Here is a 22,033-nt window from a genome sequence, read left to right on the forward strand (position 1 = left end):
GGGGCCTTTCTACACGCTGAGGTCGTCGAGGACGACGCGGCGGCCCTCCTCTGAGGACCGATAGCTCGCCTCGGTGAGCTGGACGCCGCGCGCCCCGGCGGTGAAGTCCCACGGGAACGGTTCGTCGGCGACGACGTGCCGGATGAACTTCTCCCACTGGAGCTTGAACGCGTTCTCGAACACCTGATTGTTCGGGACGCCCGTCCAGTCCTCGTAGAAGTCGTGTTCCTTCGGCGTGTCGGGGTTCCACTCCGGCTTCGGCGTGTTCGCGTGGCCCTGCGTCTTGCAGTCGCGCAGGCCGGCGACCGCGCTTCCCTCGGTCCCGTCGACCTGAATCTCGAGGAGGTCGTCGCGGTTGACGCGGACGGTCCACGAGGAGTTGAGCTGGGCGACGATGTCGTCTTCCAGCTCCATGATAGCGTAGGCGGCGTCGTCCGCGGTCGCCTCGTAGGGCTCGCCGTCCTCGTCGATTCGCTCGTCGATGTGGGTCTTCTGGAGACAGCGGACGGACTCCACCTCGCCGAAGAGGTTCTCCAGCACGTAGCTCCAATGGGAGAACATGTCGTCGACGATACCGCCGCCGTCCTCGGCGCGGTAGTTCCACGAGGGGCGCTGTGCCTCCTGGCCGTGGCCGGTGAACACCCAGTAGCCGAACTCGACGCGCACCGAAAGGATGTCGCCGAAGAAGTCCTGTTCGATGAGTCGCTGGAGCTTCAACAGCCCCGGGAGCCAGAGTTTGTCTTGGACGATACCGTGTTTCACGTCGCTCTCTTCGGCCATCCCGGCCACGTCGAGCGCGGCGCTGAGGTCGCTCGCCAGCGGTTTCTCGCAGTAGACGTGCTTTCCGGCGTCGATGGCCTTCATGACGCTGTCCGGGCGGCGGGGGGTTATCTGCGAGTCGAAGTACACCTCGTCGTCGCCGTCGAGACACGTCTCGAGGTCGGGGTCGACGGTCCACCGGTCGATACCGTGTTCCTCGCTCAGTTCGCGGAGTTTGCGTTCGTTACGGCCGACGAGAAGCGGGTCGGGCATTACTCGTTCCCCGCTGGGAAGTTCCACGCCGCCCTCCTCGCGCAGCGCGACGATGGAGCGGATGAGATGCTGATTCGTTCCCATCCGGCCGGTCACGCCGTTCATGATGATACCTAGCTCTTGCATGTGCTGACTCGTTGCACCAATCTGCTGGTCGGAGTGTAATAACCTTTTGCATGGTTTCGGTTTCCGCCGGAACGATTCGCGCGCCTGACCGTCGCCTGCATCCGCGAACCGTCGATTACGACGATGTCCGACAGAGCGTAATCGAGGACGTGTGTGAGTGAACGCCTCTATTCGAATATCCCGAATTTTATAAGGAATTGGCGATGTGTTACAAACATATTGGTGTAATATCTTATGTCTCATCTCGTCATTTCGAACCAGCGCCGGCGTCATTCGTTCGACACTCTCGAACTTTATATGCTGTGTCGGCCTCGGTCCAGACTGCCATAAATTATAACAATCGTTGAATATGTTGTCTGTTCGAGTGATGCACTCATGAGACCCGACAGACGGACGTTCCTCCGCGTGCTCGGAGCAGGAAGTATCGGTGCGGCGACGACTGGCCTCTTCGGTGGCAGCGCCGCGGCCGCGACCGTGATTTCGATGCAGGGCGGCGGCGACGACATCTGGGGCACCGCCGACGCGTTTCACTACTACTATACGGAGCTGAGCGGCGATTTCGACGTCGCCGTCCAGAACACCGGCATCGACAACGTCGAAAGCTGGACGAAGGCGGGCCCGATGGTCCGCGAGTCGCTCGACCCCGACTCGAAGAACGTCATGGTCCGTCGCCGGCCCAACGGCGAGGCGTCGATGCAGTATCGGCCCGAAGACGGCGCTGAGACGGATAGCGTCGGCGGCACACCGGCCGACTGGCTCCGTCTCAAGCGAAGCGGAGACACGATAGAGACCTACCACTCCACGGACGGCGAGACGTGGACGTCGATTAACACGCTCGACGCCGCCGACATCTCGCTGGGCGACAGCGTCTACGTCGGACTGGCAGTCACCAGCCACCTCTCGGGGACGCTCGCGACGGCGACGTTCCAGAGTCTCTCGGGGGTCGACCCCGACCGGAACCGCGATATCGGCGACGTCGAAGTCGCGGGGAGCGTGGAGAACACGACGGGCGTCCCGCTCGTCTCGACCGGCGACGTGACCGACATCGGCCCCGGGTCCGCCACGCTCACCGGCGACCTCGGCGACCTCGGCGGTGCCGACTCCGCAGAGTGTTACTTCGAGTACCGGGAGGTACCCACCGAGTCGTGGAAGAACACGGATTCGACGGAACTCACCTCGTCGGGAGCGTTCAGCGTCGACGCCGACGACCTGACGCGGCGTCGCTACTACGAGGTTCGCGCGGTGGCGGACACGGCCGACGGCGACACCGCTCGGGGTTCGGTTTCCACGTTCAGCACCCCGAACCCGTCGAACAGCAAGGTTCCGGCCCACGCCGGCCCGGACAGCGTGTCCTACTTCGGACCGAGCGACGGGTTCGCCGAGGCCGCACCGTGGCTCGACGACGACACCCCGATCATCGTGATAACCGAACCGACCCGCCGCCAACTGGAAAAGGCGGTCACCATCGACGGCGAGCGACTGGTCGTCTTCGAGACCAGCGGAACAATCGACCTCGGCGTGCGCGACCTCCCGATTCCGTACGACAAGTGCTACATCGCGGGCCAGACCGCGCCCTCGCCGGGCGTCACCCTGGTCAAGGGTCGCGTGAATATCGGGGCGAGCGACTGCGTCCTCCAGCACGTTCGAGTCCGACTCGGCGACGCGGGCATCGAGGACGCGACCGAGGACTGGGCGCTCGACACGGTCAACACGGCCGACGAGACGACGAACAACGTCATCGACCACGTCTCCGCCTCGTGGAGCGTCGACGAGTGCCTCTCGGTCGGCTACGAGACCGCGGAGACGACCGTCTCGAACTGCCTCGTCGCCGAGGCGCTCGACGACTCGGTCCACCCGAAGGGCGAACACGGCTACGGGTCGCTCATCGGCAACGACGCGAAGAACGTCGCCATGCTGGGGAACGTCTGGGCGTTCAATACCGACCGCCATCCCAGACTCAAGGAGGGAACCGAGAGCGTCGTCGTCAACAACGTGATGTACGACTTCGAAGACGGCACCTGGCTTGACCCCGACACCGAGGCGAGCATCGTCGGCAACGCCTACCTCCGACCCAACTCGGACAAGGCGAACGTCTTCACCGAGGACGACGTGGACACCGCCGTGGCGTACCTCGAAGACAACCTCACCGACGGCGACGTGGCGATGGTCGACGAGAACGTGACTGTCGTCGATGAACGGCCGCTGTGGCCCGACGGACTGGCGGCGATGTCGTCGGACCGGACGTTCGACCACAACCTCGCGAACGTCGGCGCGCGCCCGGCCGACCGGACGGCGACCGACGAACGCATTCTCGAAAACGTCGAAGGCGGAGAGAGCTACCTCGTCGACAGTCAGGAACAGGTCGGCGGCTACCCGGACCTCCCGGTCAACAGCCACGAGCTGAACGTCCCCAACGGCGGGACTCGCCCGTGGCTCCGGTCGTGGTCTCGTCGGGTTGAGACGCCGCAGCGCTAACCGCACGAAGCCGACGCACCGTCTGCCACCGCACCGTCCGCCGCCGATTACCTTGCTTGTACCCGAACATTTTTAAATCACTTTCGGTGAACTACGTGTATGGGTACGAATATCGGATACATCGGTATCGACCACCACCACCGGGACCCCTACTTCGCGGTCGCGAGCGAGTTGGACGCGACGATTACCGCGGTCTGCGAGCCCGGCCGGCGGGTCGACGTGGAGAACATCGCGGCGATGGACGACCGGCCCGACGAAATCACGACCGAGGGACAGGACATGGCGGACCTCGTCGGCGGCGCGGCGGTCTACGAGGACCCACACGAACTCGTCTCCGACGCCGACGTCGACGTGGCGTGGATAACCTACCGGAGCGACGAGACGCCGGAAATCATCGAGAGCGCCGTCGAGAACGGCGTTCACGTCGTCAGCGAGAAACCCATCGCTCGGACCGCCGCCGACCTCGAAGACATCGCCGAGCGGGCCAACGAGCTCGGCGTGACCGTCTCGCCGACGATGTACTACCGGCGCAACCCCGTCGCGATGGCGCTCCGCGACCGAGTTTCGGAGGGCTTCTTCGGCGACGTGTGGACGCTCGACGGCCGCTTCAACGCCAGCCAGCTCTCCTACCGGGACACCGACCACTACCTCTACGACCGGGAGACGAGTCGCGGCGGCGCGCTCCAGTGGATTGGCCCGCACTGGGTCGACGTGATGCCGTGGATTCTCGACGACCCCATCGCGCGGGTGAACGCCCGGTTCCACGACGCGGTCGAGGCTGACGTGGAAGCCGGAGCAGTCCTCCAGTTCGAGACCGAAAGCGGGACGCTCGGGACGTACCACACCGGCTACTACCTGAGCGACCGCGGCAAGGACACGCACCTCGGGCTCTACGGCACCGAGGGGCAGGCGCTGACGCCGCTGCACCACGACTCGCTGCAGCACGAACCCACGGTCCCGCTCGACATCACCTCGGAACACCCCGACTGGACCGCCGCGCCCAAGCGGACCGTCGAGTTCGAGTTCACCTACGACCGGTTCCCGGCGTGGGGCGACTTCGTGCAGGACTACTTCGAGGACTACTTCGCGGGCTACGAGACCGGCGACGTGCCCGCGACGGCCGACGACGCCGTGCAGCTGCTTCGCGTCCTCGATGCGGCCTACGAGTCCGGCGAGCGCGGCGGCTGGGTCGAAGTCGAGGGGTGAACGCGCCCGACGACGCCGCGCCCGCCGGGCCACCCTGCGCCGCGGGGTCGACCAGCTGTTCGACTATCCTGAACTTTAAATGTATAGCCGAAAATATTGAGTCATGCCAACGGATGACTCGACCAAGACGCTCCGGACGACCGCCACCTCGATAGAGATTCTGAAGCAACTCGAAGCGATAGACGGCGCGCGAGTCTCCGAAATCGCCGAGCGGATGGACAAGCCCAAGAGCACGATTCACGGCCACCTCGCGACGCTCAAGCAGGAGCAGTTCGTCATCAAGGAGGGCGATTTCTACTTCATCGGCCCGGAACTGCTCCGATTGGGGAACCAAGTCCGGACGCGAGAGCCGGCGTTCGTCCTCGCGCGGCAGTTCACGGAGCGACTGTTCGAAGAGACCCGCCTCCGGTCGATTTTCACCGTCGAGATGGGGGGAAAGGCCGTCTTCCTGCACACCGCGTCGGGGAGTAAGATGGGGTGGTCCCACGAGCAACTCGGCAACCGACTGTTCCTGCACAACACCGCCGTCGGAAAGGCGATTCTCGCGGAACTCCCGGAGCCGCGCATCGAACAGATAATCGACCGATGGGGCCTCCCGCAGGAGACGGAAAACACCACCACCGACCGCGAGGCGCTGTTCGAGGAGTTAGAGCGCGTCCGCGAGCAGGGCTACGCCGTCAACCGCGCCGAGAACTTCAACGAACTCTACGCTATCGGTGTCGCCGCGACGCGCCGCTCGGGCGACGTTATCGGCGGGTTCAGTGTCACGGGGCCGGCCCACTCGGTGACCGGCGAGGACAGGAAAGCCGAGCTCGCGCACACGGTCAAAGACATCGTCAGCGAGTTCGAACTGGAACTCGCGCTCGCGTGACTCGGGTGGGACCGACTCGCGTCACTCGCCGCCGGCGACCGTTCTTCGGACGTTCGGAACTGCCGAACATTATATACTTACGATAGTTACAGCTGCTCTCTCCGCTGGATTATTACTGCGAATCAACAAATTACGCTCGTACGTCTGTAATATATTTTCGTAACGCGCCACCGTGGTGAGCGAGCGTTCGGACGCAGTGACTGCACGTGCTCGATTACGCCCGGCGCAATCTTACTATCGGATACTATACCAATTAACAATTTCATCAGAATAAATTCATTTCGGAGCCCCGAGGCGCTATCTATCGACTCGCGTTCGACGGCATCCGAGAAATCACTACTCGGTCGCTGAAACGGCGAAAATTACTAGATGGCCCGCTCGGACCGATTTTCGGCTCGGGCTTTCGGCACCGGTCGACACTGCCCCGAACCGCCACAGTTCGCCATCGAGAACAATCCGTGAACGCCGATCAAACGGTCATTACGGCTCGTTCGCTTCTCTCCGTTGTCTCCCTGTACTTCCGAACTACGAATCGAGGTTCGAGACGTCGCCTCGTGAAATATCACTTCTGAATATATAACGAATAATTTACTATTCTTTCGGTGTCTGCTCTCGGAATCCGCTGTGTTCGTTCGACGGCCGCCACCTTTTCTTCCGAGGAGTCGTTATCTCTGATGCTATGGGCGTGATGAGCAAGCTTCGACGGCTGCTCGGCCTCGTAGAGGGACACGAAGACGACGTCGCCAAGCAGATCGGAAAGCGAACGAAGGTGAGCGAGGAGAAGGCCAAGAAAGGCATCGAGAAGGCGACTGACGCGGTTGAAAGCGGCTCTGACGGCGGCTCGGGAGACCGGAGTAGCTACTGACCGACGGTGGCGTGATGGGCCGTGACGGGCCGTGACGGGCGGCCGGCCGGGAGGGTGCCCGCACCTGCACACGTTTCGGCGAACCACTCATACCGTTCGGCCGCCCACACGGATTATGCCCGAATCTCGCACGCCGTCGCTCGACGGACGAGTTTTCAAGTCGGTCGCCAACGCCGAGGGCGGCGACGTCGGCGGCGACACCTACTTCTGGTTCGACCAGTCCGACGACCTGATTCACGCGACGTACCGCGGCGGAACCGTCAGGCTGGGCCACCTCGTCGGTCTCCGCCTCGACGACACGCTCGACTTCCGGTACTCCCACGTCACCGAGGACGGGACGACCGCGACCGGCCACTCGACCGACCGCATCGAGCGACTGGGCGACGGTCGCCTCCGCCTCCACGAGGACTGGTCGTGGGACTCGAAACCGGGCTCCGGGACGAGCGTTCTCGAAGAGCTCACCGACGAGGAGCGGGCGGGGCTGGACCTGTCGCCTGACCCCTTCGACGGACAGTAGTGACGGGGTCCGTGCCCACCTCGCCCTCGTCAATCTGCTAGGGCGCTCTCGGTCTCCTGCTCGGGTACAGACGAGTGGTACACGGCGTCGCCGTCCGAATCGAACAGGTGGAGTCGGTCCGTATCGACGGCGAGTTCGACGGTGTCCCCGGCCGCAATTCGGCTCCGCGGCTCGACCTTGACTCGAATCTCCTCGTCGCCGAGGCGACAGTGCAAAAGCAGTAGCTCTCCGAGCGGTTCGGTGACCGTCACCTCGGCGGTGAACGACTCTGACACCCCGGCGCGGTTCGAGACGAGGGACACGTCTTCGGGCCTGACGCCGAGCGTGAGTCCGTCGTCGTCGATACCGTCGAGTCCCGAGCCGGCGGGAAGTGTGAGCGAAAGCCCCGGTGCCGTTGCGACGTGTTCATCCCCTCGCTGTCGGACCGACGCGGGGATGAAGTTCATCGCGGGCTCGCCGACGAACCCCGCGACGAACTGGTTCGTCGGGTAGTCGTACAGCTCCTGGGGCGCAGCGACCTGCTGGAGCCTCCCGTCTTCGAGTACGGCGACCCTGTCGCCGAGCGTCATCGCCTCCGTCTGGTCGTGGGTGACGTAGACGGTCGTCGTTTCGAGGTCGCGGTGGAGCTTGAGTAACTCGGCGCGCATCTGGACCCGCAGTTTCGCGTCGAGGTTCGAAAGCGGCTCGTCCATCAGGAACACGTCCGGCTCGCGGACGAGCGCGCGGCCGATAGCGACCCGCTGTCGCTCCCCGCCCGAGAGTTCCTTCGGTTTTCGGTCGCGGAGATGCGCGATGTCGAGCGTCTCGGTGGCATCTTCGACGCGTCGCTCGATTTCGTCGCGGGAGAACTCGCTCGCCGATTTCATGCCGAACTTCATGTTCTCGGCCGCCGTCATATGGGGGTACAGCGCGTAGTTCTGAAACACCATCGCAATGCGTCGGTCCTTCGGCGGCACCTCGTTGGCGACGCGGTCGCCGATGGCGATAGAACCGTCCGTCACCGATTCGAGGCCGGCGAGCATCCGGAGCGTCGTGGATTTCCCGCATCCCGAGGGGCCGACGACGACGAGGAACTCGCCGTCGTCGATTTCGAGGTCGATACCCTTCACGGCGCGCACGTCGTCGTACGTCTTCCGTAGGTTCTGAATCGTGATGTCTGACATGGTGAGTTCGCTATTTCTGTTGGATGGTGAGTGTCCGCAGGAGCGGTCGGTGCAGCACGACGAGCACCACGAGCGGCGGGAGCAATGCGAGGACCGCACCGGCCATGATGAGCCCCCACTGCGTCAGCCCCGCCTGCGCGGAACCCTGGAGGTACCGAATCCCGACCTGGACGACTTGACTGCTCTTGTCGGTCACGACGACCAGCGGCCAGAGGAACTGGTTCCACGTGTAGATGAACGTGATAACGCACACCCCGGCTATCATCCCCCTCGACATCGGGATGAGCACCCTGAACAGGAAGGTGAGCGGGCCGACGCCGTCGAGGCGCGCGACCTCGACGAGTGAGGCCGAGATTCCCATGAACTGCTGGCGAAAGAGGAAGACGGCCGTCGCGCTCGCGATGTACGGCCCGGTCAACGCCAGGAGTGAGTTCGTCCAGCCGAGGTCGGCCATCAACTGGAACAGCGGGACGATTCGAACCGGCACCGGCAACAACAGCGTCAGCAGGATGAACATGAACACCGCCCGCTCGTACGGGAAGCGGTAGTAGACGAGCGCGAGCGCCGCGAAAAGCGAGAGCGTGACCTTCCCGACGACGACGATGACGCTCATCACGAACGAGTTCAGCATGTACGTGCTGAAGTCGTAGTTCACGAGTGCGTCCGAGTAGTTCGAAAGCCCCTTCGACCCGAGGCCGAGGTTCGTCACCTGATACACCTCCGTCGTCGACTGCGTGCTCATGATAACCGCGAGCAACAGCGGCGACGCCATCAGGAGAATCGAGAAGACGATGCCGCCGTGCAGCAGCACATCGTCGGGTAGTCGGTGGACGAGCCGTCTCGCGTCGATGTTCGTGGTGTCTGTTTCTGTTGCCATCTCGTTATCCTCCGTACCGCCCGTACCCCGACGCGAACCGAAGTTGGAGGTACATCAGAATCGACACGACGACGAACAGAATCACGGACTGCGCGGACGCCAGCCCGAGGCTGTTGAACTGGAAGGCGTCGCGGTAGAGCTTGAATATCAGAAAGTTCGTGGCGTCGCTGGGACCGCCGCTCGTCATCAGGTCCACGAGCGGGAACGTCGAGAAGAACGCGTATATCGTGTTCATGATGACGAGGAACGTCATGGTCGGTGCGATCATCGGCACGTACACCTTGTACAGCATCCTGAACCGACCGACACCGTCGATACGGGCGTTCTCAGTCAGTATCTCGGGGATGTTGTTCAGCGCGGCGACGATGAAGATGATGTTGTAGCCGAGCTGCTTCCAGACCGCGACGACCGCGAGTATCGCAAACGCCTGCGGGCCGTCGTTAAACCAGTCCAGCGTAAAGGGCGTCAGAAGCTCGAGGTAGTGGGTGAAGATGCCGAGGTTCGGGTGCAGGATGAAGTTCAGGAGAATCGCGGCGACCGCCGGCGGGAGTGCGTACGGCCAAATCGCGGCGACGAGATACACGGACGACCGGACGTCGACGGAGAATATCAGGTAGCCTATCAGCAGCGAGACGCCGAGCGTTCCGAAGACGACGACCGCCGCGAACGCGACCGTGACGAGGAAGCTGTACTGGTAGACGTCCGAGGTGAGCAGGCTGACGAAGTTCCCGAGCCCGGTCCACGTCTGTCGCTGTCCGAGGAACAGCGTCTCGTAGAGGCTGAGACGGAACGTCTCGAGCGCGGGGTAGTACAGGAACGCGACGAGGACCGCCGCCGTCGGGAGTAACAACAGCGCCGCCTGAAGCGTCGAATCGTACGGTTTTGTGGCAGTAGACATGTAAATAACGTGTCGGGGGAGCCTACTCGCTCCCGTCGTAGTTGCCGTTGTAGCCGGCGAGCGCCTCGCCGACCTGCGTGTCCATCCGCGACAGCCCCTCCTCGACGCCGAGTTGGTCGTTGATGATGCTGACCGATATCTCCTCGTTGATGGACCGGGTCTTGGGGAAGACGCCCATCACCGCGCCGCGCGTCGCGGGCGTATCCTCGGTGTCCTGTAGCTGGTCGAACGCCGTGCTGAAGTTGGGGTTGTTCTCGAACCAGCCGTCGTTCGTGAGTCGGTCGATGGCGCTCTGCCGAACCGGGAAATAGCCGCTGTTGCGATGCCAGCGCGCCTGTTGTTCGGGCTGTGTGACGTAGGCGATGAACTCGCCCGCGGCCTGCTTCTTCTCGTCGGCGAGGGCGTCGGGAACCCACAGCGACCCCCCGCCGATGACGACGCCGGTGTTCGCGCCGTCGGGCGTCGGCAGGTAGCCGGAGCCGAGTTCGAAGCCGTTCTCCTTCGCGCCGGACTGCATCGAGACGATGTTCGACGTGGAATCCCACAGCATCGGCACCTTCTGGGTGAGAAACGCCTGTCGCGCCTCTCCCCACGCCTCGATGCCGGGGTTGAGATAGAGCCCGTCTTGGGCCATCTGCTTCCACCAGGAGTAGACGCTGCGCCCCGCCTCGGAGTTGAAGAACGTCTGGTCGGGTCGACCGTCGCGGCCGTTTTCCTGGTTCACGAGCACTTGGTCCTGCTTCGCGAACTGCTGTTCGATCTGCATCCACGTGTGGTTCGGCCAGCTGATTCCGCTCTCCATGTCGGTCTGGTCGACGATGGTCTGTGCGGCCTGCCGGACTTCCGCGAGGCTCCGCGGCGGGCTTTCGGGGTCGAGGCCGGCCGCCTCGAACGCGCTCTTGTTGTAGAGCATGATGGTGTTCGAGGAGTTGAACGGCATCGAGTTCAGCGTCCCGTCCATGCGGTAGTAGTTCAAGACCGACGGCAGGAAGTCGTCGAGGTCGATTTTGTCTTCGGGCAGAATCTCCTCGACTGGCGTGAACGAACCGCTGTCGAGCGCGAGTCGCGTCCCGACCTCGAATATCTGGACGATTCCCGGCGGGTCGCCGGCCCGCGACGCTTGCAGCGACTGATTGAGATTCTGTCGGTAACCGCCGTTGTTGACCGCCTCGATGGTGATTCCGTCGTGCTGCTGTGAGAACTCGCTGGCCATGTCTTCTAGCGTCTGGCCGAGTTCTCCCCCGAAGATATGCCAGAACGAGACGCTCACGTCTTGAGCGCCCGACGAGCCGGCCGTCGTTCCCGACTGTTCGGCGCTCCCGCCCCCGGTCTGGGTGGGTGAATCGCCTCCGCCGGAACAGCCCGCGAGTCCCGCGACACCGACGGCCCCCGCCGTTGCGAGGAATCCGCGCCGACTGGTTGTGCGTCCGATAGCTCGGTTCGTCATTTCGGCTCGCTCGCCGTCAGGGCCATTTTCAGGCATGTATCGGAACATATCTGGACATATAATTTAAATTTTACTATTATAACTCAAATAATTAGACATATGTTGTTCTCTGGTGTGGCTCGTACCGCTCTGATTGGGGTATAAAAACCACGTCGGCATCGAGCGTCGAGTCGGAGTCACGGACACGGCCCCGTGGTGACGACGTCCCATCGGTCGACGGTGAGGGCGTCGACGCCGACCGACTGGAGGGTCGTCGCAGTCGATTCGTCGTCGACGGTCCACGCGTCGACGAGCAGGCCGGCGTCGTGCGCGCGCTCCACGAGGTCCGTGGAGGTGCACAGGCCGTGTTCGACGTGGACGAAATCACAGCCCCGTTCTGTCGTCCACGCCAACTCCGCGGAAACCTCGTCGCGGAACGAGTAGCCGATATCAGCCGCTGACGGCGTCTCCAGGGCGATGCCGACCGCTTCGCGCGACGGGGACGAAAAGACGACCCGCTCGTCGAGCGTCTCGACGGCCGCTAAGGCGTCTTCGACGAGCCCCGGGTCACGGGTATCGAGGTTCATGCCGGTGCCCGCGGGCCACTCGTCGACCACCCGCTCGAAGCGCGGAATCGTCGCTTCCGACCCGCCGACTCGAAGCGCTGTGAGGTCGTCGACGGCGGTTTCGGCGAGTTTCCCCGAGACCGTCGTCAGCCGCGACAGGTCGTCGTCGTGAAACGCCACCAGTTCCCCCGAGCCACAGCGCATCACGTCCACCTCGACGAGGTCGACGTGGGGGGCAGACTGCTTGACCGCGGGAATCGTGTTCTCTGGATACTGGCCCGCACAGCCTCGATGCCCGATAGTGAGCATACGATACGTCACCGGCAACGACTTATCAACCGTGCTATGATAGCAACGTACTGAACAGATTACTATTGAGACAACATAGCAGTCACAATATACGAGTCCCGGCCAAGCCGGTGTATGGTTGACGACCGTTACCTGTGGACCGCGATTCGGGCGGCCGAGGTCGCCGGCGACGAGTTACGGGCCCGCTTCCGGTCGGGGTCTCGCGGGCGGTCTCGCGACCGCCCGGCGGACGAGGCCGCCGAAGAGCGCATCATCGACGTGATAGCAACCGCGTTTCCGGACGACAACGTCGTCTCCGAGGAGTGCTCTCCGGAGTTCCGCCCGAAGCCGCGTTGGGTCATCGACCCGCTCGACGGAACGGTCAATTTCCACAACGGCGTGCCGCACTTCTCCGTCTCTGTCATGTACGAGGGTGCGACACGGCCCGACGTCGGCGTCGTCAACTACGTTCCGGCGGACCAGTTGTACGTCGCAATCGAGGGCGAAGGCGCGTTCGTCAACGGACGGAAGCTCTCGGTCTCGAACGCCGCGGAGCTATCGGACGCGCTTGTCGTGACCGGATTCGACTCGCTGGCCCGAGCGAACGGCGACGGCGCGTATCTCGAAGCGCTCTGCGAGTCGACGCGAGGCGTTCGACGGATGGGATCGGCCGCCGCGGAGTTGGCGCTCGTCGCCGCCGGCCGCTTCGACGTGTACTTCGAGCAGAACCTCGATATGTGGGACACGAGAACTGGCCCGCTCCTCGTCCGCGAGGCCGGCGGCGAGGTGACGCACGTCGAAGCGATAGACGATGTGACCGGCGACACCGTCGTCGCGTCCAATCAGGCCCTCCACCGGCAGGTCATCTCGCTCATGTCGCGGCACAGCGCCCTCGGGTGAGTGACGCGTCTCGGACTGGTGGTTTGGACGTTTGGCAGCCCGGCAGTTTGGCGGTTCGGCGGTTCGCCAGCACTCTCAGCCGTCTCTCGCTTCTCGGCGCTTGACGGCCTCCGGGTCGAAGTCGTTGACCGCGCGGTTCGGTTCGAGGCCCGCCCGCTCGACGACCTCGATGTCGGCCGCCGGCGACTGGCCGTCGGTCGTCAGGTAGTCGCCGGTGAGGACGCCGTCCGCGCCGGCCTCGAACGGCAGGTGTTGCTCGTCGGGCGCGAGATTCGCCTCCCGGCCGCCGGTCAAGCGGACGCGCGCGTCGGGGTGGAGCAGTCGGTAGACTGCGACGGTCTTGACGAGTTCCGTCGTCGTGATGTCGGCGTGGTCGGCGTCACCGAGCGGCGTCCCGGGGACGGGGTTGAGCACGTTCACCGGGAACGACTCGACGCCGATTCTCTGGAGTTCGATAGCGGCGTCGACGCGGTCGGCCGGCGTCTCGCCCATCCCGAGGATGACGCCGGCACAGAGGTCCATTCCCGCGTCTTTCGCCCGGCGGAGCGTCACGAGTCGGTCCTCGAAGTCGTGGGTTCCGACCACCTCGTCGAAGTACCGCGGCGAGGTCTCGATGTTGTGGTTGTAGTGGTTCACGCCCTCGTCGGCGAGGATTCGCGCTTCCTCCTCGGTGAGCAGGCCGAGCGAGGCGTCGATTTCGACGCTCGTCTCGTCGCGGACGAGTCGAATCGCCTCCAGCACGTCCGCCCACTCGTCGGGCCGGCGCTCCTTCGAGACGCCCTTCTCGGCGACGACGATGCCGAACCGCTGTGCGCCGTCGCGTTCGGCCCGCCGCGCGGCGTCCAACACCGCCTCGGGTCCGAGAAAGCTGTGCGTTTCGACGCCGGTGTCGAAGTGCGCCGACTGCGCGCAGAAGCCGCAGTCCTCGGCGCAGTCACCGGCCTTGGCGTTGACGATGGAACAGGCGTCGACGGTCCCGTCGGAGCGGACGGAACGGACGTAGTCGGCCCCCGCCGCGAGAGGCTCGACCGGCTGCGCGATGAGCGCTACCCCGTCGGTCCGGTCGAGTTCCTCGCCGCCGAGCACTCGCCGCACCGCGTCGTCGACAGTCGGGTTTCCAGTCTCGTAAACCATATCTCATCTCTAAGTTGACGAGTTCAAAAACCCGTTGCCTCGTCGACATTCACTGCCCCGGTCGTCGACTCTCCGACAAGGTGCCTTCCCTGCTGGCATCACAACACTATTCGAGCCACTGGCGAAACTCGTACTAGTTCTATGGCTCTCTCGGATACCGACGTCTCCGACGTGGTCGACTCGCTCTCCCTCGACGAGAAGTGCTCGCTCGTGCGCGGCGCGGCGGACCCCGAGGGGACGGCGACGGGCTACGTCCCCGGCGTCCCCCGACTCGACATCCCCGAGCTTCGTCTCGCCGACGGGCCGCTCGGGATTCGTATCCCCGGTCGCTCGTCGACCGCCTTTCCGGCTTCTATCGCCGTGGCGTCGACGTTCGACCCCGAACTCGCGCGGCGACAGGGCGTCGCGATGGCCCGCGAGGCCAAATCCAGCGGCCAGCACGCGGTTCTCGGTCCCGGGCTGAACCTCGTTCGCGTCCCCAACTGCGGGCGCAACTTCGAGTACTACTCCGAGGACCCGGTCGTGACGGCCGATTTCGCCGCCGCGGCCGTGGAGGGCCTCCAGTCAGAGGACGTCATCGCCACGCCGAAGCACTACGTCGCCAACAACCAGGAGACGAAGCGACTCGTCGTCAGCGCCGAGGTCGGCGAGCGGGCGCTCCGAGAGCTCTATCTCCCCGGATTCGAGGCGGCCGTCGAGGCCGGCGCGGGGTCGGTCATGACCGCGTACAACCGCGTCAACGGGACGCACATGAGCGACCACCGGCGGCTCGTCACCGAGGTACTGAAAGACGAGTGGGGCTTCGACGGCTACGTCGTCTCCGACTGGTTCGGAACCGCGAGCGCCGTCGGTGCGGCCACCGCCGGCCTCGACCTCGAAATGCCGGGTATCTCGCTCGAAGCGCTCCACGAGGCGTTCGGGATCGACCCCGACGCCGAGATGCTGGCGGAGGGCGACGACGAGAGCATCCCGGCCGGCGAGACCACGACGCCCAAGTTCGCGACCGAACTGAAACCGGCGGTCGAGTCCGGTGCGGTCCCGGCCGACCGCCTCGACGATATGGTCGCGCGAATCCTCGGGCAGATGGCCCGTATCGGCCTCCTCGACGGCGAGTGGGGCGACGGCGGCGCGCTCGACACGGCCGAACACCGCGACCTCGCGGCGACGCTCGCCGCCCGCGGCACCGTTCTCCTGAAGAACGACGACGGGGCACTTCCGCTTTCCGACGACGCCGACGTCGCGCTCGTCGGTCCCGGTGTCGCGGAGGCGATGCTCGGTGGCGGCGGCTCCTCCGAGGTCACCCCCGCCCGCGAGGTCTCGGCGCTCGAAGGAATCCGCGCCCGGACCGACGGCTCGGTCGCGTTCGAACCCGGCGTCGAGCGCGTCGTCACGCCCTCGTTCTTCGACGGCGGGGACGCCGACTCCGATGGCGACGCCGAGGACTTCCCCGGCGGGAAGACGCCCGACGTTGACGCGGCGGCCGACTGCGCTCGCGAGGCCGACGTCGCGGTCGTCGTCGTCAGGGACGCGACCACGGAGGGCGCGGACCGCGAGACGCTCCGACTCCCCGGCGGACAGGACGAACTCGTCGCGGCCGTCGCCGACGCCGCCGACCGGACCGTCGTCGTCGTCCAGTCCGGCGGCCCGGTCGAACTGCCGTGGCGCGACTCGGTCGATGCTATCGTCGAGTCGTGGTACCCCGGACAGGCCGACGGCGACGCGCTCGCGTCTGTCCTCTACGGCGACGCCGACCCAGCGGGCCGCCTCCCGGTCACGTTCGCGCCCGAGGACTCGTACCCCACGGCCGCCGAGGAGCGATTCCCGGGTGTCGGCGAGGAGGCGCGGTACGACGAGGGCGTCTTCGTCGGTTACCGACACTTCGACGCCGCCGACGCGGACGACGAGCCGACCTACCCCTTCGGCCACGGGCTCTCGTATGCGACCTTCGAGTACGGCGAGGCGGAGGTGCGCGGCGACGACGCAGTCGCGGTCGAGGTGACGAACGCGTCCGACCGCGACGGGAGAGAGGTCGTCCAGGCGTACGTCCGGCCGCCGACCGTCGCGGGCGTCGAGCGCCCGACGCGAGAACTCGCCGGCTACGCGGCCGTCGAACTCGCCGCCGGCGCGACCGAGACGGTCGAACTCACCCTGTCCGAGCACGCGTTCCGAAGATACGACGACTCCGAGGGGTGGACTGTCGACGCCGGCGACTACGTCATCGAGGTCGGTCGCTCGTCTCGCGACGTTCGAGCCGAGACGACGGTGTCACGATAGACTGCCGAACGAGCTATTCGGTGCGCTTCAACCGTTCGCGCCGCCGTTCGAACTCGTCGTCCGAGAGTTCGCCCCGCGCGTAGCGGGTTCGGAGGACCGACAGCGGCCGTTCGTTGGGTTCGGTCTCCCGCCGCTTCCCGAGGGCGAAGACGAGGTACAGCGGAACCGCGAGCAGTAGCCCCATCCAGAGGAGTCCCCAGAGGCCCATCCCGCCGCCGAAGAGCCCCCAGCCGCCACCCATCATGCCGCCGCCGTACCCGCCGCCCATGGCGGCGGCCGTGCCGGTCGCCGCGACCAGTAGCGGGACCGCGAGCATCGCGAGTCGGCGAGCAGTACGTCCGTGGTGCGTGTCACATTGTGTCATATTTCGAATCGGTGAGTTGCGGTGTTCTGTCGAGGCGATTCAGCCGGTCAGAGCCGTCAGCAGTGGCCCTGTCCGTACATTCCGCCGTTCTGCCCGTACATTCCGCCGTTCTGTCCGTACCTTCCGTGGTCGTGGTCGCCGTCAGCCATGTCCCGGGCCATCTCGTCGACGGTCACGCCCATGTGCGACTCCATCCACTCGACGCTCTCCGGTCCCATGTGTTCGGTCATCTGCGACTCCATCCACGCCGCCCACTCGGCGGCGGTTCCGCCGGCCGGGGCCGCGTCGTCGACAGCCGTTTCGTCGCCGTGTGCGCTGACCGCGGGCGCGGCGACCGCGAGTCCGACGATTGCGAGCACCGCGAGCAGCCAGCGGCCGAGTTTGACGTTGGTCATTGTGTTTCTCCTCGGTTGGTCGTAGGGCCGCTCCGGGGTTATCGGGATGGGTGTGAACCCTGCGCTGAGAGCGTTCGAGAACGTTTATACTGCGCTCTAATCGTTTTTCAGAAACGAGACCGTTCATCCGCGCCGAATTCGTCGGTGTCGGGTTTCTCCGCGTACTCTCCCGTACCGGTTCGGGCACCCCGCGGGAGAAGAGACGCCGCGGCGGTCGGCTACGGCGCTTGGTTCTGCTGTAACTCGTCGCTCGGATAGATTCGATACGTCCGCCCCTGTCGCTCGCGGTACAGCAACCCGCGTTTTTCGAGGGCGCTCACCGTCTGGCTCACCTTGCTCTTCGAGAAGTCAGAGCGGTCCCGGAGTTCTATCTGCGTGATACCGGGCGAGGTGAGAACCGGTTCGAGCACCCGGCGCTCGTCCTCCGGCAGGAGGTCCAGCACGCGAGTTCGCGGGTGCGACGCCGAGGGACTCGTTTCCTCCGATTCCTCGGCTTCCGCCGGCGGTTCGGACCGCTCTCGCTCGGTCGGATTCACCGTCTGGTCCTGAACGCGCTCGCTCGCGTCCGCACCGTCGAGCGCGTCTCGAACCGCGAGATACCCGCCGCCGATGACGGTCGCGGCGAGGACTGTCCCGAGGACGTACCACAGCGGGTTCGTTCCGTGAACGGCCCCCATCGACGTTCCCATATCCATCATCGAGCCCATCTGCTCGAACGCTTGCTGTCGCTGGTACGCCTGCCAACTGAGCGCCCCACCGATGAGAACGGTGCCAGCGACGAGCGCGCCGACGACCGCGTCGGCCCGTCGCCGATTCATCCGTCCCGCCTCGGTTCGCCGTGGTGCTCGTTCATGCACGGTGATTGGAGCGACACCGGTGTACCAGTTGTGATTGCCTCGTCCACTCCTGCGTGCGCTCGGTGGGGTCCGGGATGACCCGCGATGTTTTCGATTCCAAGATACCGACCGTCTCAGAGCCGATGTTTCGAAGGGAAAATCCGCATAAGGTCGGAGAGCGTACGTTTCTGTGTACGTCGGCGACTGTCTCCGTCGAGGGATACCCGCTGACCGTGAACAGAGAGCCGAAGTCGCGTGATACGATGCGCTTCTCGCGTCTGCGAGAACCTAGACGGTTCGAGGACCGCATGCCGCTCGACGACCGCCTCGCCGCCCGCTCCCGAATCTCCTTCGCCTGACCGCGCCGCGCTGTTTCAGGCACCGGACAAGATACGGGGAACGGCACCACCCACCAATCCATGAGCACCCACCCAGACCACGACCACGACGCTTCGTCGCACCACCATCGCCAGGCTCACACCGACCATTCGGGCCACGAACAGATGTTTCGGCGGCGGTTCTGGGTGTCGCTCGCGCTGTCGTTGCCGGTCGTCTACTTCAGCGAGTTCGTCCAAGGTGTCTTCGGCTACACCGCACCGACGTTCCCCGGAAGCGTCTGGATTACGCCCGTCCTCTCTATCGTCGTCTTCGCCTACGGCGGTGTGCCGTTCCTCTCGATGGCTCGGACTGAACTGGAAAGCCGCGAACCGGGGATGATGATGCTCATCTCGCTGGCGATTACCGTCGCGTTCGTCTACTCGATTGCGAGCCTGTTCATCGAGGGGACGACGCCGTTTTTCTGGGAACTCGTCACGCTCATCGACGTCATGCTCCTCGGTCACTGGATGGAGATGCGGTCGGTCCGGCAGGCTTCCGGGGCGCTCGACGAACTGGCCAAACTCATGCCCGACACCGCCGAGCGCGTCACCGAGCGTGGAGACACAGAGGAAGTCCCCGTCTCCGCGCTCTCGGAAGGCGACGTCGTGCTCGCCCGGCCCGGCGCGTCGGTTCCCGCCGACGGCGAAGTCGTCGAAGGCGAGTCGTCGGTCGACGAGTCGATGATTACGGGCGAGTCCCGCCCCGTCGACAAGGACGCCGGTTCGGAGGTCATCGCCGGCACGGTCAATCAGGACGGGAGCCTCCGCGTGAGGGTCACGAAGACGGGAGACGAGACGGCGCTGGCGGGCATCATGCGTCTGGTCGAGGACGCCCAGCAGTCCAAATCCCGCACGCAACTCCTTGCGGACCGCGCGGCGGGGTGGCTGTTCTACGCCGCGCTCGCCGTCGCGGGAATCACGGCGGTTGCGTGGGTTCTCGCGGTCGGGTTCAGCGTCGGCGTCCTCGAACGCGTCGTGACGGTTCTCGTCATCGCGTGTCCGCACGCGCTCGGTCTGGCGGTCCCGCTCGTGGTCGCAATCAACACCTCGACGGCCGCCCGGAACGGGATGCTCGTCCGCGACCGAATCGCCATGGAAGAAGCCAGACGCCTCGACACCGTCGTCTTCGACAAGACGGGCACGCTCACGAAGGGCGAACAGGGGGTCGTCGGCGTCGAGACCGCGGGCGACTGGGACGAGACGCGGGCGTTCGAGGTCGCCGCGGGCGTCGAGGGCGACTCGGAGCACATGATCGCCCGCGCGATTCGGAACGCCGCCGCCGACCGCGACGTTCGACGGGCCACGGTGTCGGACTTCGAGAACCTCCGCGGACTCGGCGTCCGGGCGACCGTCGACGTTCGACAGAGCGGCGCTCCGTCGAGCCAACCAGAACCCGAATCGGGTTCTGGTGACGGTGAGACGGTGCACCTCGGCGGCCCCAACCTGATAGACCAACTCGGTGTCGAGCGCCCCGACGACATCGCGTTGTTCGCCGACGAGGCCGGCTCGAACGCGCGGACCGTCATCTATCTGATTCGCGACGAGTCGGAGGTCGTCGCGGCGTTCGCGCTCGCCGACGTCGTCCGCGAGGAGAGCCGGCGGGCCATCGAGGCGCTGCACGCGATGGGAATCGAGGTGGCGATGCTGACCGGCGACTCCGAGGACGTCGCGCGCGCCGTCTCTGCGGAACTCGGCATCGACCAGTATTTCGCGGAGGTCCTGCCCGAGGAGAAAGACACCAAAATAGCGCGGCTCCAGTCCGAGGGGAAACGGGTCGCGATGGTCGGTGACGGGGTCAACGACGCACCGGCGCTCGCGAGGGCGGACGTCGGCATCGCCATCGGCTCCGGCACCGACGTCGCCATCGAATCGGGCGATATCATCCTCGTCGACAACGACCCCGTAGACGTGGTTCGACTCGTCAAGCTCTCGAAGGCGAGCTACCGAAAGATGCAGGAGAACCTCGTCTGGGCAACCGGCTACAACGTGTTCGCGCTCCCGCTCGCTGCCGGCGTCCTCGCGCCCGTCGGTATCCTCCTGTCGCCGGCGGTCGGCGCAGTGTTCATGTCCCTGTCGACGATTATCGTCGCTATCAACGCCCGCCGGCTCCGGGGCGTCGACCTCTCGGCCTGATGGGAGGCCGTCTGTGCTATAGCCTCCGGTTGACGGCTCGTACATATCTCCCATTCCGCGTGCTTTCACACGTAGGGTACACGTTCATTAGCCGCCGCGGCGAGTCACGATTGCCATGTTTTCACGTGACAATACTTCGCGGACCGCTGTGCCCCGGATGCCGGTGCTCGTCCTCATCGGAGGCCCCTAACGATGGTTGCCCGAACCGACCCGTACCGACAACTTCGGTTCGTGCTCGAAATCGAGGGACTCGTGACCGCCGGGTTCAGCCGCTGTGACCTCCCGTCTGCGACCTCGGCGGTCGTCGAGTACCGCGAAGGGGCAGACCAGCCGACGCCGCGGAAGCTTCCCGGACTGAACGAGTACGGGCCGCTCGTGCTCGAAGTCGGCGTGACCGACCGGTCGCTCGAACTGTCCGAGTGGCGGACGCTCGTCGAGCAGGGCAAGATGACCGAAGCCCGGCGCGACGCCGCGGTCGTGTTGCTGGACGCGACGGGCAACCCCGCCGCTCGCTGGGTCTTCCGCGAGGCGTGGCCTTCGCGGTACGACGCGCCCCGATTGGACGCGATGACCTCCGAAGTCGCCGTCGAACGCCTCGTCGTCGTCCACGAGGGATTCGCTCGCGTCGCGGTCGAAACCGGTGACGACGAGGACGACACCGAGAGCGACGGCGGCTCGACCCCGTCGCTCCCGGACCTCGACTTCCCGGTCGGCGAGGGACTGCCGCAGGGAATCGACGAACCGCGACTGAAGACGAGCCGCGCCGGCGACGAGGAGCCCGACGAGACGTGACCGCGGCTGAGTCGACTCCCTACGGTGCACACCGCTTTCGGGTTCGGTGCGACGCGCTCCCGAAACTGGGGTTCTCCGAGGTTCGCGGGCTCTCGGTGGCGGTCGAGTCCACGAACGGAGACGTGGCGCGGTCCGACTCGCCGCCGCCCGAGACCGACCGCCACGACCCCCGCGCACGGAAGCGACCGGGTCCGCGACCGCGGCCTCCCTCGCCGTCGCGCCGAGCGACCAGTTCGCCGCCGCTCGAACTCCGCCGAGGCGTCACCGACGACCGGTCGCTGTGGGCGTGGTTCCGGTCGTGGGTCGACGGCGAGACGACCCCGCAGGACGTTCGCATCTGCCTGCTCGACGCGACCGGCGAACCGGTCCGCGGGTGGGTCTGCCGGGCGGCGACGCCGGTCAGGTGGACCGGGCCGCACCTCGTCGCCGACGCGGCCGCGGTGGCGACGGAGTCGCTCGAACTGAGCCACGAAGGAATCGACTCGCTCTCCGACCTCGACGAGTGCGCCGACTGAACT

Annotated in this window: 20 protein-coding genes; 10 read left to right on the forward strand and 10 right to left on the reverse strand. The window is 65.4% G+C overall.

Annotated elements, in window-relative coordinates; genetic code table 11:
* Positions 1–9: 9 nt before the first annotated feature.
* Positions 10–1,158: a Gfo/Idh/MocA family protein gene (locus tag DEQ92_RS13350; protein ID WP_049968777.1), complete on the reverse strand. Its 1,149-nt coding sequence runs from the start codon at positions 1,156–1,158 to the stop codon at positions 10–12.
* A gap of 375 nt (positions 1,159–1,533) precedes the next feature.
* Between DEQ92_RS13350 and DEQ92_RS13355 the strand changes: the two genes are divergently transcribed.
* From DEQ92_RS13355 to DEQ92_RS13375, 5 genes are all read left to right on the forward strand, one after another.
* Positions 1,534–3,633 (forward strand): pectate lyase, encoded by a 2,100-nt coding sequence (locus tag DEQ92_RS13355; RefSeq protein WP_199522913.1) that lies wholly within the window; start codon positions 1,534–1,536, stop codon positions 3,631–3,633.
* A 99-nt stretch (positions 3,634–3,732) separates the two neighbouring features.
* On the forward strand, positions 3,733–4,839 hold the full coding sequence (locus DEQ92_RS13360; protein ID WP_004041221.1) for a Gfo/Idh/MocA family protein: 1,107 nt from the start codon (positions 3,733–3,735) through the stop codon (positions 4,837–4,839).
* Positions 4,840–4,942: 103 nt separating this feature from the next.
* On the forward strand, positions 4,943–5,710 hold the full coding sequence (locus DEQ92_RS13365; protein ID WP_008097189.1) for an IclR family transcriptional regulator: 768 nt from the start codon (positions 4,943–4,945) through the stop codon (positions 5,708–5,710).
* A 679-nt stretch (positions 5,711–6,389) separates the two neighbouring features.
* On the forward strand, positions 6,390–6,575 hold the full coding sequence (locus DEQ92_RS13370) for a hypothetical protein (RefSeq protein ID WP_004971567.1): 186 nt from the start codon (positions 6,390–6,392) through the stop codon (positions 6,573–6,575).
* A 115-nt stretch (positions 6,576–6,690) separates the two neighbouring features.
* Positions 6,691–7,092, forward strand: a complete 402-nt coding sequence (locus DEQ92_RS13375) for a hypothetical protein (protein ID WP_008097190.1) — start codon at positions 6,691–6,693, stop codon at positions 7,090–7,092.
* A gap of 29 nt (positions 7,093–7,121) precedes the next feature.
* On the opposite strand, the gene DEQ92_RS13380 is transcribed toward DEQ92_RS13375, so the two are convergent.
* The 5 genes from DEQ92_RS13380 to DEQ92_RS13400 all read right to left on the reverse strand — a co-directional run bounded on the left by DEQ92_RS13380 (position 7,122) and on the right by DEQ92_RS13400 (position 12,331).
* Positions 7,122–8,255 carry an ABC transporter ATP-binding protein gene (locus tag DEQ92_RS13380; protein WP_115820950.1) on the reverse strand — a complete coding sequence of 378 codons (1,134 nt, stop codon included), beginning with the start codon at positions 8,253–8,255 and terminating at the stop codon, positions 7,122–7,124.
* Positions 8,256–8,265: 10 nt separating this feature from the next.
* Positions 8,266–9,132: a carbohydrate ABC transporter permease gene (locus DEQ92_RS13385; protein ID WP_008097192.1), complete on the reverse strand. Its 867-nt coding sequence runs from the start codon at positions 9,130–9,132 to the stop codon at positions 8,266–8,268.
* 4 nt (positions 9,133–9,136) lie between these two features.
* Complete coding sequence (locus DEQ92_RS13390) at positions 9,137–10,030, reverse strand: carbohydrate ABC transporter permease (RefSeq protein WP_049968780.1); 894 nt, start codon at positions 10,028–10,030, stop codon at positions 9,137–9,139.
* 22 nt (positions 10,031–10,052) lie between these two features.
* Entirely contained in the window at positions 10,053–11,525 is a 1,473-nt protein-coding gene (locus DEQ92_RS13395; RefSeq protein WP_083864327.1) for an ABC transporter substrate-binding protein, read from the reverse strand.
* A 128-nt stretch (positions 11,526–11,653) separates the two neighbouring features.
* Positions 11,654–12,331 (reverse strand): glycerophosphodiester phosphodiesterase, encoded by a 678-nt coding sequence (locus DEQ92_RS13400; RefSeq protein WP_115820951.1) that lies wholly within the window; start codon positions 12,329–12,331, stop codon positions 11,654–11,656.
* A gap of 114 nt (positions 12,332–12,445) precedes the next feature.
* Here DEQ92_RS13400 and DEQ92_RS13405 point away from each other — a divergent pair, with 114 nt between their 5' ends.
* Positions 12,446–13,210, forward strand: a complete 765-nt coding sequence (locus tag DEQ92_RS13405; RefSeq protein ID WP_049968782.1) for an inositol monophosphatase family protein — start codon at positions 12,446–12,448, stop codon at positions 13,208–13,210.
* A 75-nt stretch (positions 13,211–13,285) separates the two neighbouring features.
* Here the strand turns inward: DEQ92_RS13405 and bioB are convergent, their stop codons facing one another.
* Entirely contained in the window at positions 13,286–14,344 is a 1,059-nt protein-coding gene (gene bioB, locus DEQ92_RS13410) for a biotin synthase BioB (RefSeq protein ID WP_115820952.1), read from the reverse strand.
* A 141-nt stretch (positions 14,345–14,485) separates the two neighbouring features.
* Between bioB and DEQ92_RS13415 the strand changes: the two genes are divergently transcribed.
* A complete protein-coding gene (locus DEQ92_RS13415) occupies positions 14,486–16,618 on the forward strand; it encodes a glycoside hydrolase family 3 protein (protein WP_115820953.1) in 2,133 nt (710 codons plus the stop codon).
* A gap of 13 nt (positions 16,619–16,631) precedes the next feature.
* Here DEQ92_RS13415 and DEQ92_RS13420 read toward each other — a convergent pair whose 3' ends face one another.
* From DEQ92_RS13420 to DEQ92_RS13430, 3 genes are all read right to left on the reverse strand, one after another.
* Complete coding sequence (locus DEQ92_RS13420; RefSeq protein WP_115805575.1) at positions 16,632–16,982, reverse strand: SHOCT domain-containing protein; 351 nt, start codon at positions 16,980–16,982, stop codon at positions 16,632–16,634.
* A gap of 56 nt (positions 16,983–17,038) precedes the next feature.
* Positions 17,039–17,377 (reverse strand): hypothetical protein, encoded by a 339-nt coding sequence (locus DEQ92_RS13425; RefSeq protein WP_049968786.1) that lies wholly within the window; start codon positions 17,375–17,377, stop codon positions 17,039–17,041.
* Positions 17,378–17,595: 218 nt separating this feature from the next.
* Positions 17,596–18,195, reverse strand: coding sequence for a MarR family transcriptional regulator (locus DEQ92_RS13430; RefSeq protein ID WP_049968787.1), 600 nt, complete (start codon positions 18,193–18,195; stop codon positions 17,596–17,598).
* A gap of 521 nt (positions 18,196–18,716) precedes the next feature.
* On the opposite strand from DEQ92_RS13430, the gene DEQ92_RS13440 reads away from it, so the two are divergent.
* The 3 genes from DEQ92_RS13440 to DEQ92_RS13450 all read left to right on the forward strand — a co-directional run bounded on the left by DEQ92_RS13440 (position 18,717) and on the right by DEQ92_RS13450 (position 22,030).
* Positions 18,717–20,723 (forward strand): heavy metal translocating P-type ATPase, encoded by a 2,007-nt coding sequence (locus DEQ92_RS13440; protein WP_115821014.1) that lies wholly within the window; start codon positions 18,717–18,719, stop codon positions 20,721–20,723.
* A gap of 192 nt (positions 20,724–20,915) precedes the next feature.
* Positions 20,916–21,515 carry a phage tail protein gene (locus tag DEQ92_RS13445; protein ID WP_008097214.1) on the forward strand — a complete coding sequence of 200 codons (600 nt, stop codon included), beginning with the start codon at positions 20,916–20,918 and terminating at the stop codon, positions 21,513–21,515.
* Positions 21,512–22,030: a phage tail protein gene (locus DEQ92_RS13450; protein WP_115820113.1), complete on the forward strand. Its 519-nt coding sequence runs from the start codon at positions 21,512–21,514 to the stop codon at positions 22,028–22,030. Before DEQ92_RS13445 ends, DEQ92_RS13450 begins: the two co-directional genes overlap by 4 nt.
* The last annotated feature ends 3 nt before the right edge of the window (positions 22,031–22,033 follow it).

This window comes from Haloferax sp. Atlit-6N, assembly GCF_003383195.1.
Taxonomy (GTDB): Archaea; Halobacteriota; Halobacteria; order Halobacteriales; family Haloferacaceae; genus Haloferax; species Haloferax gibbonsii.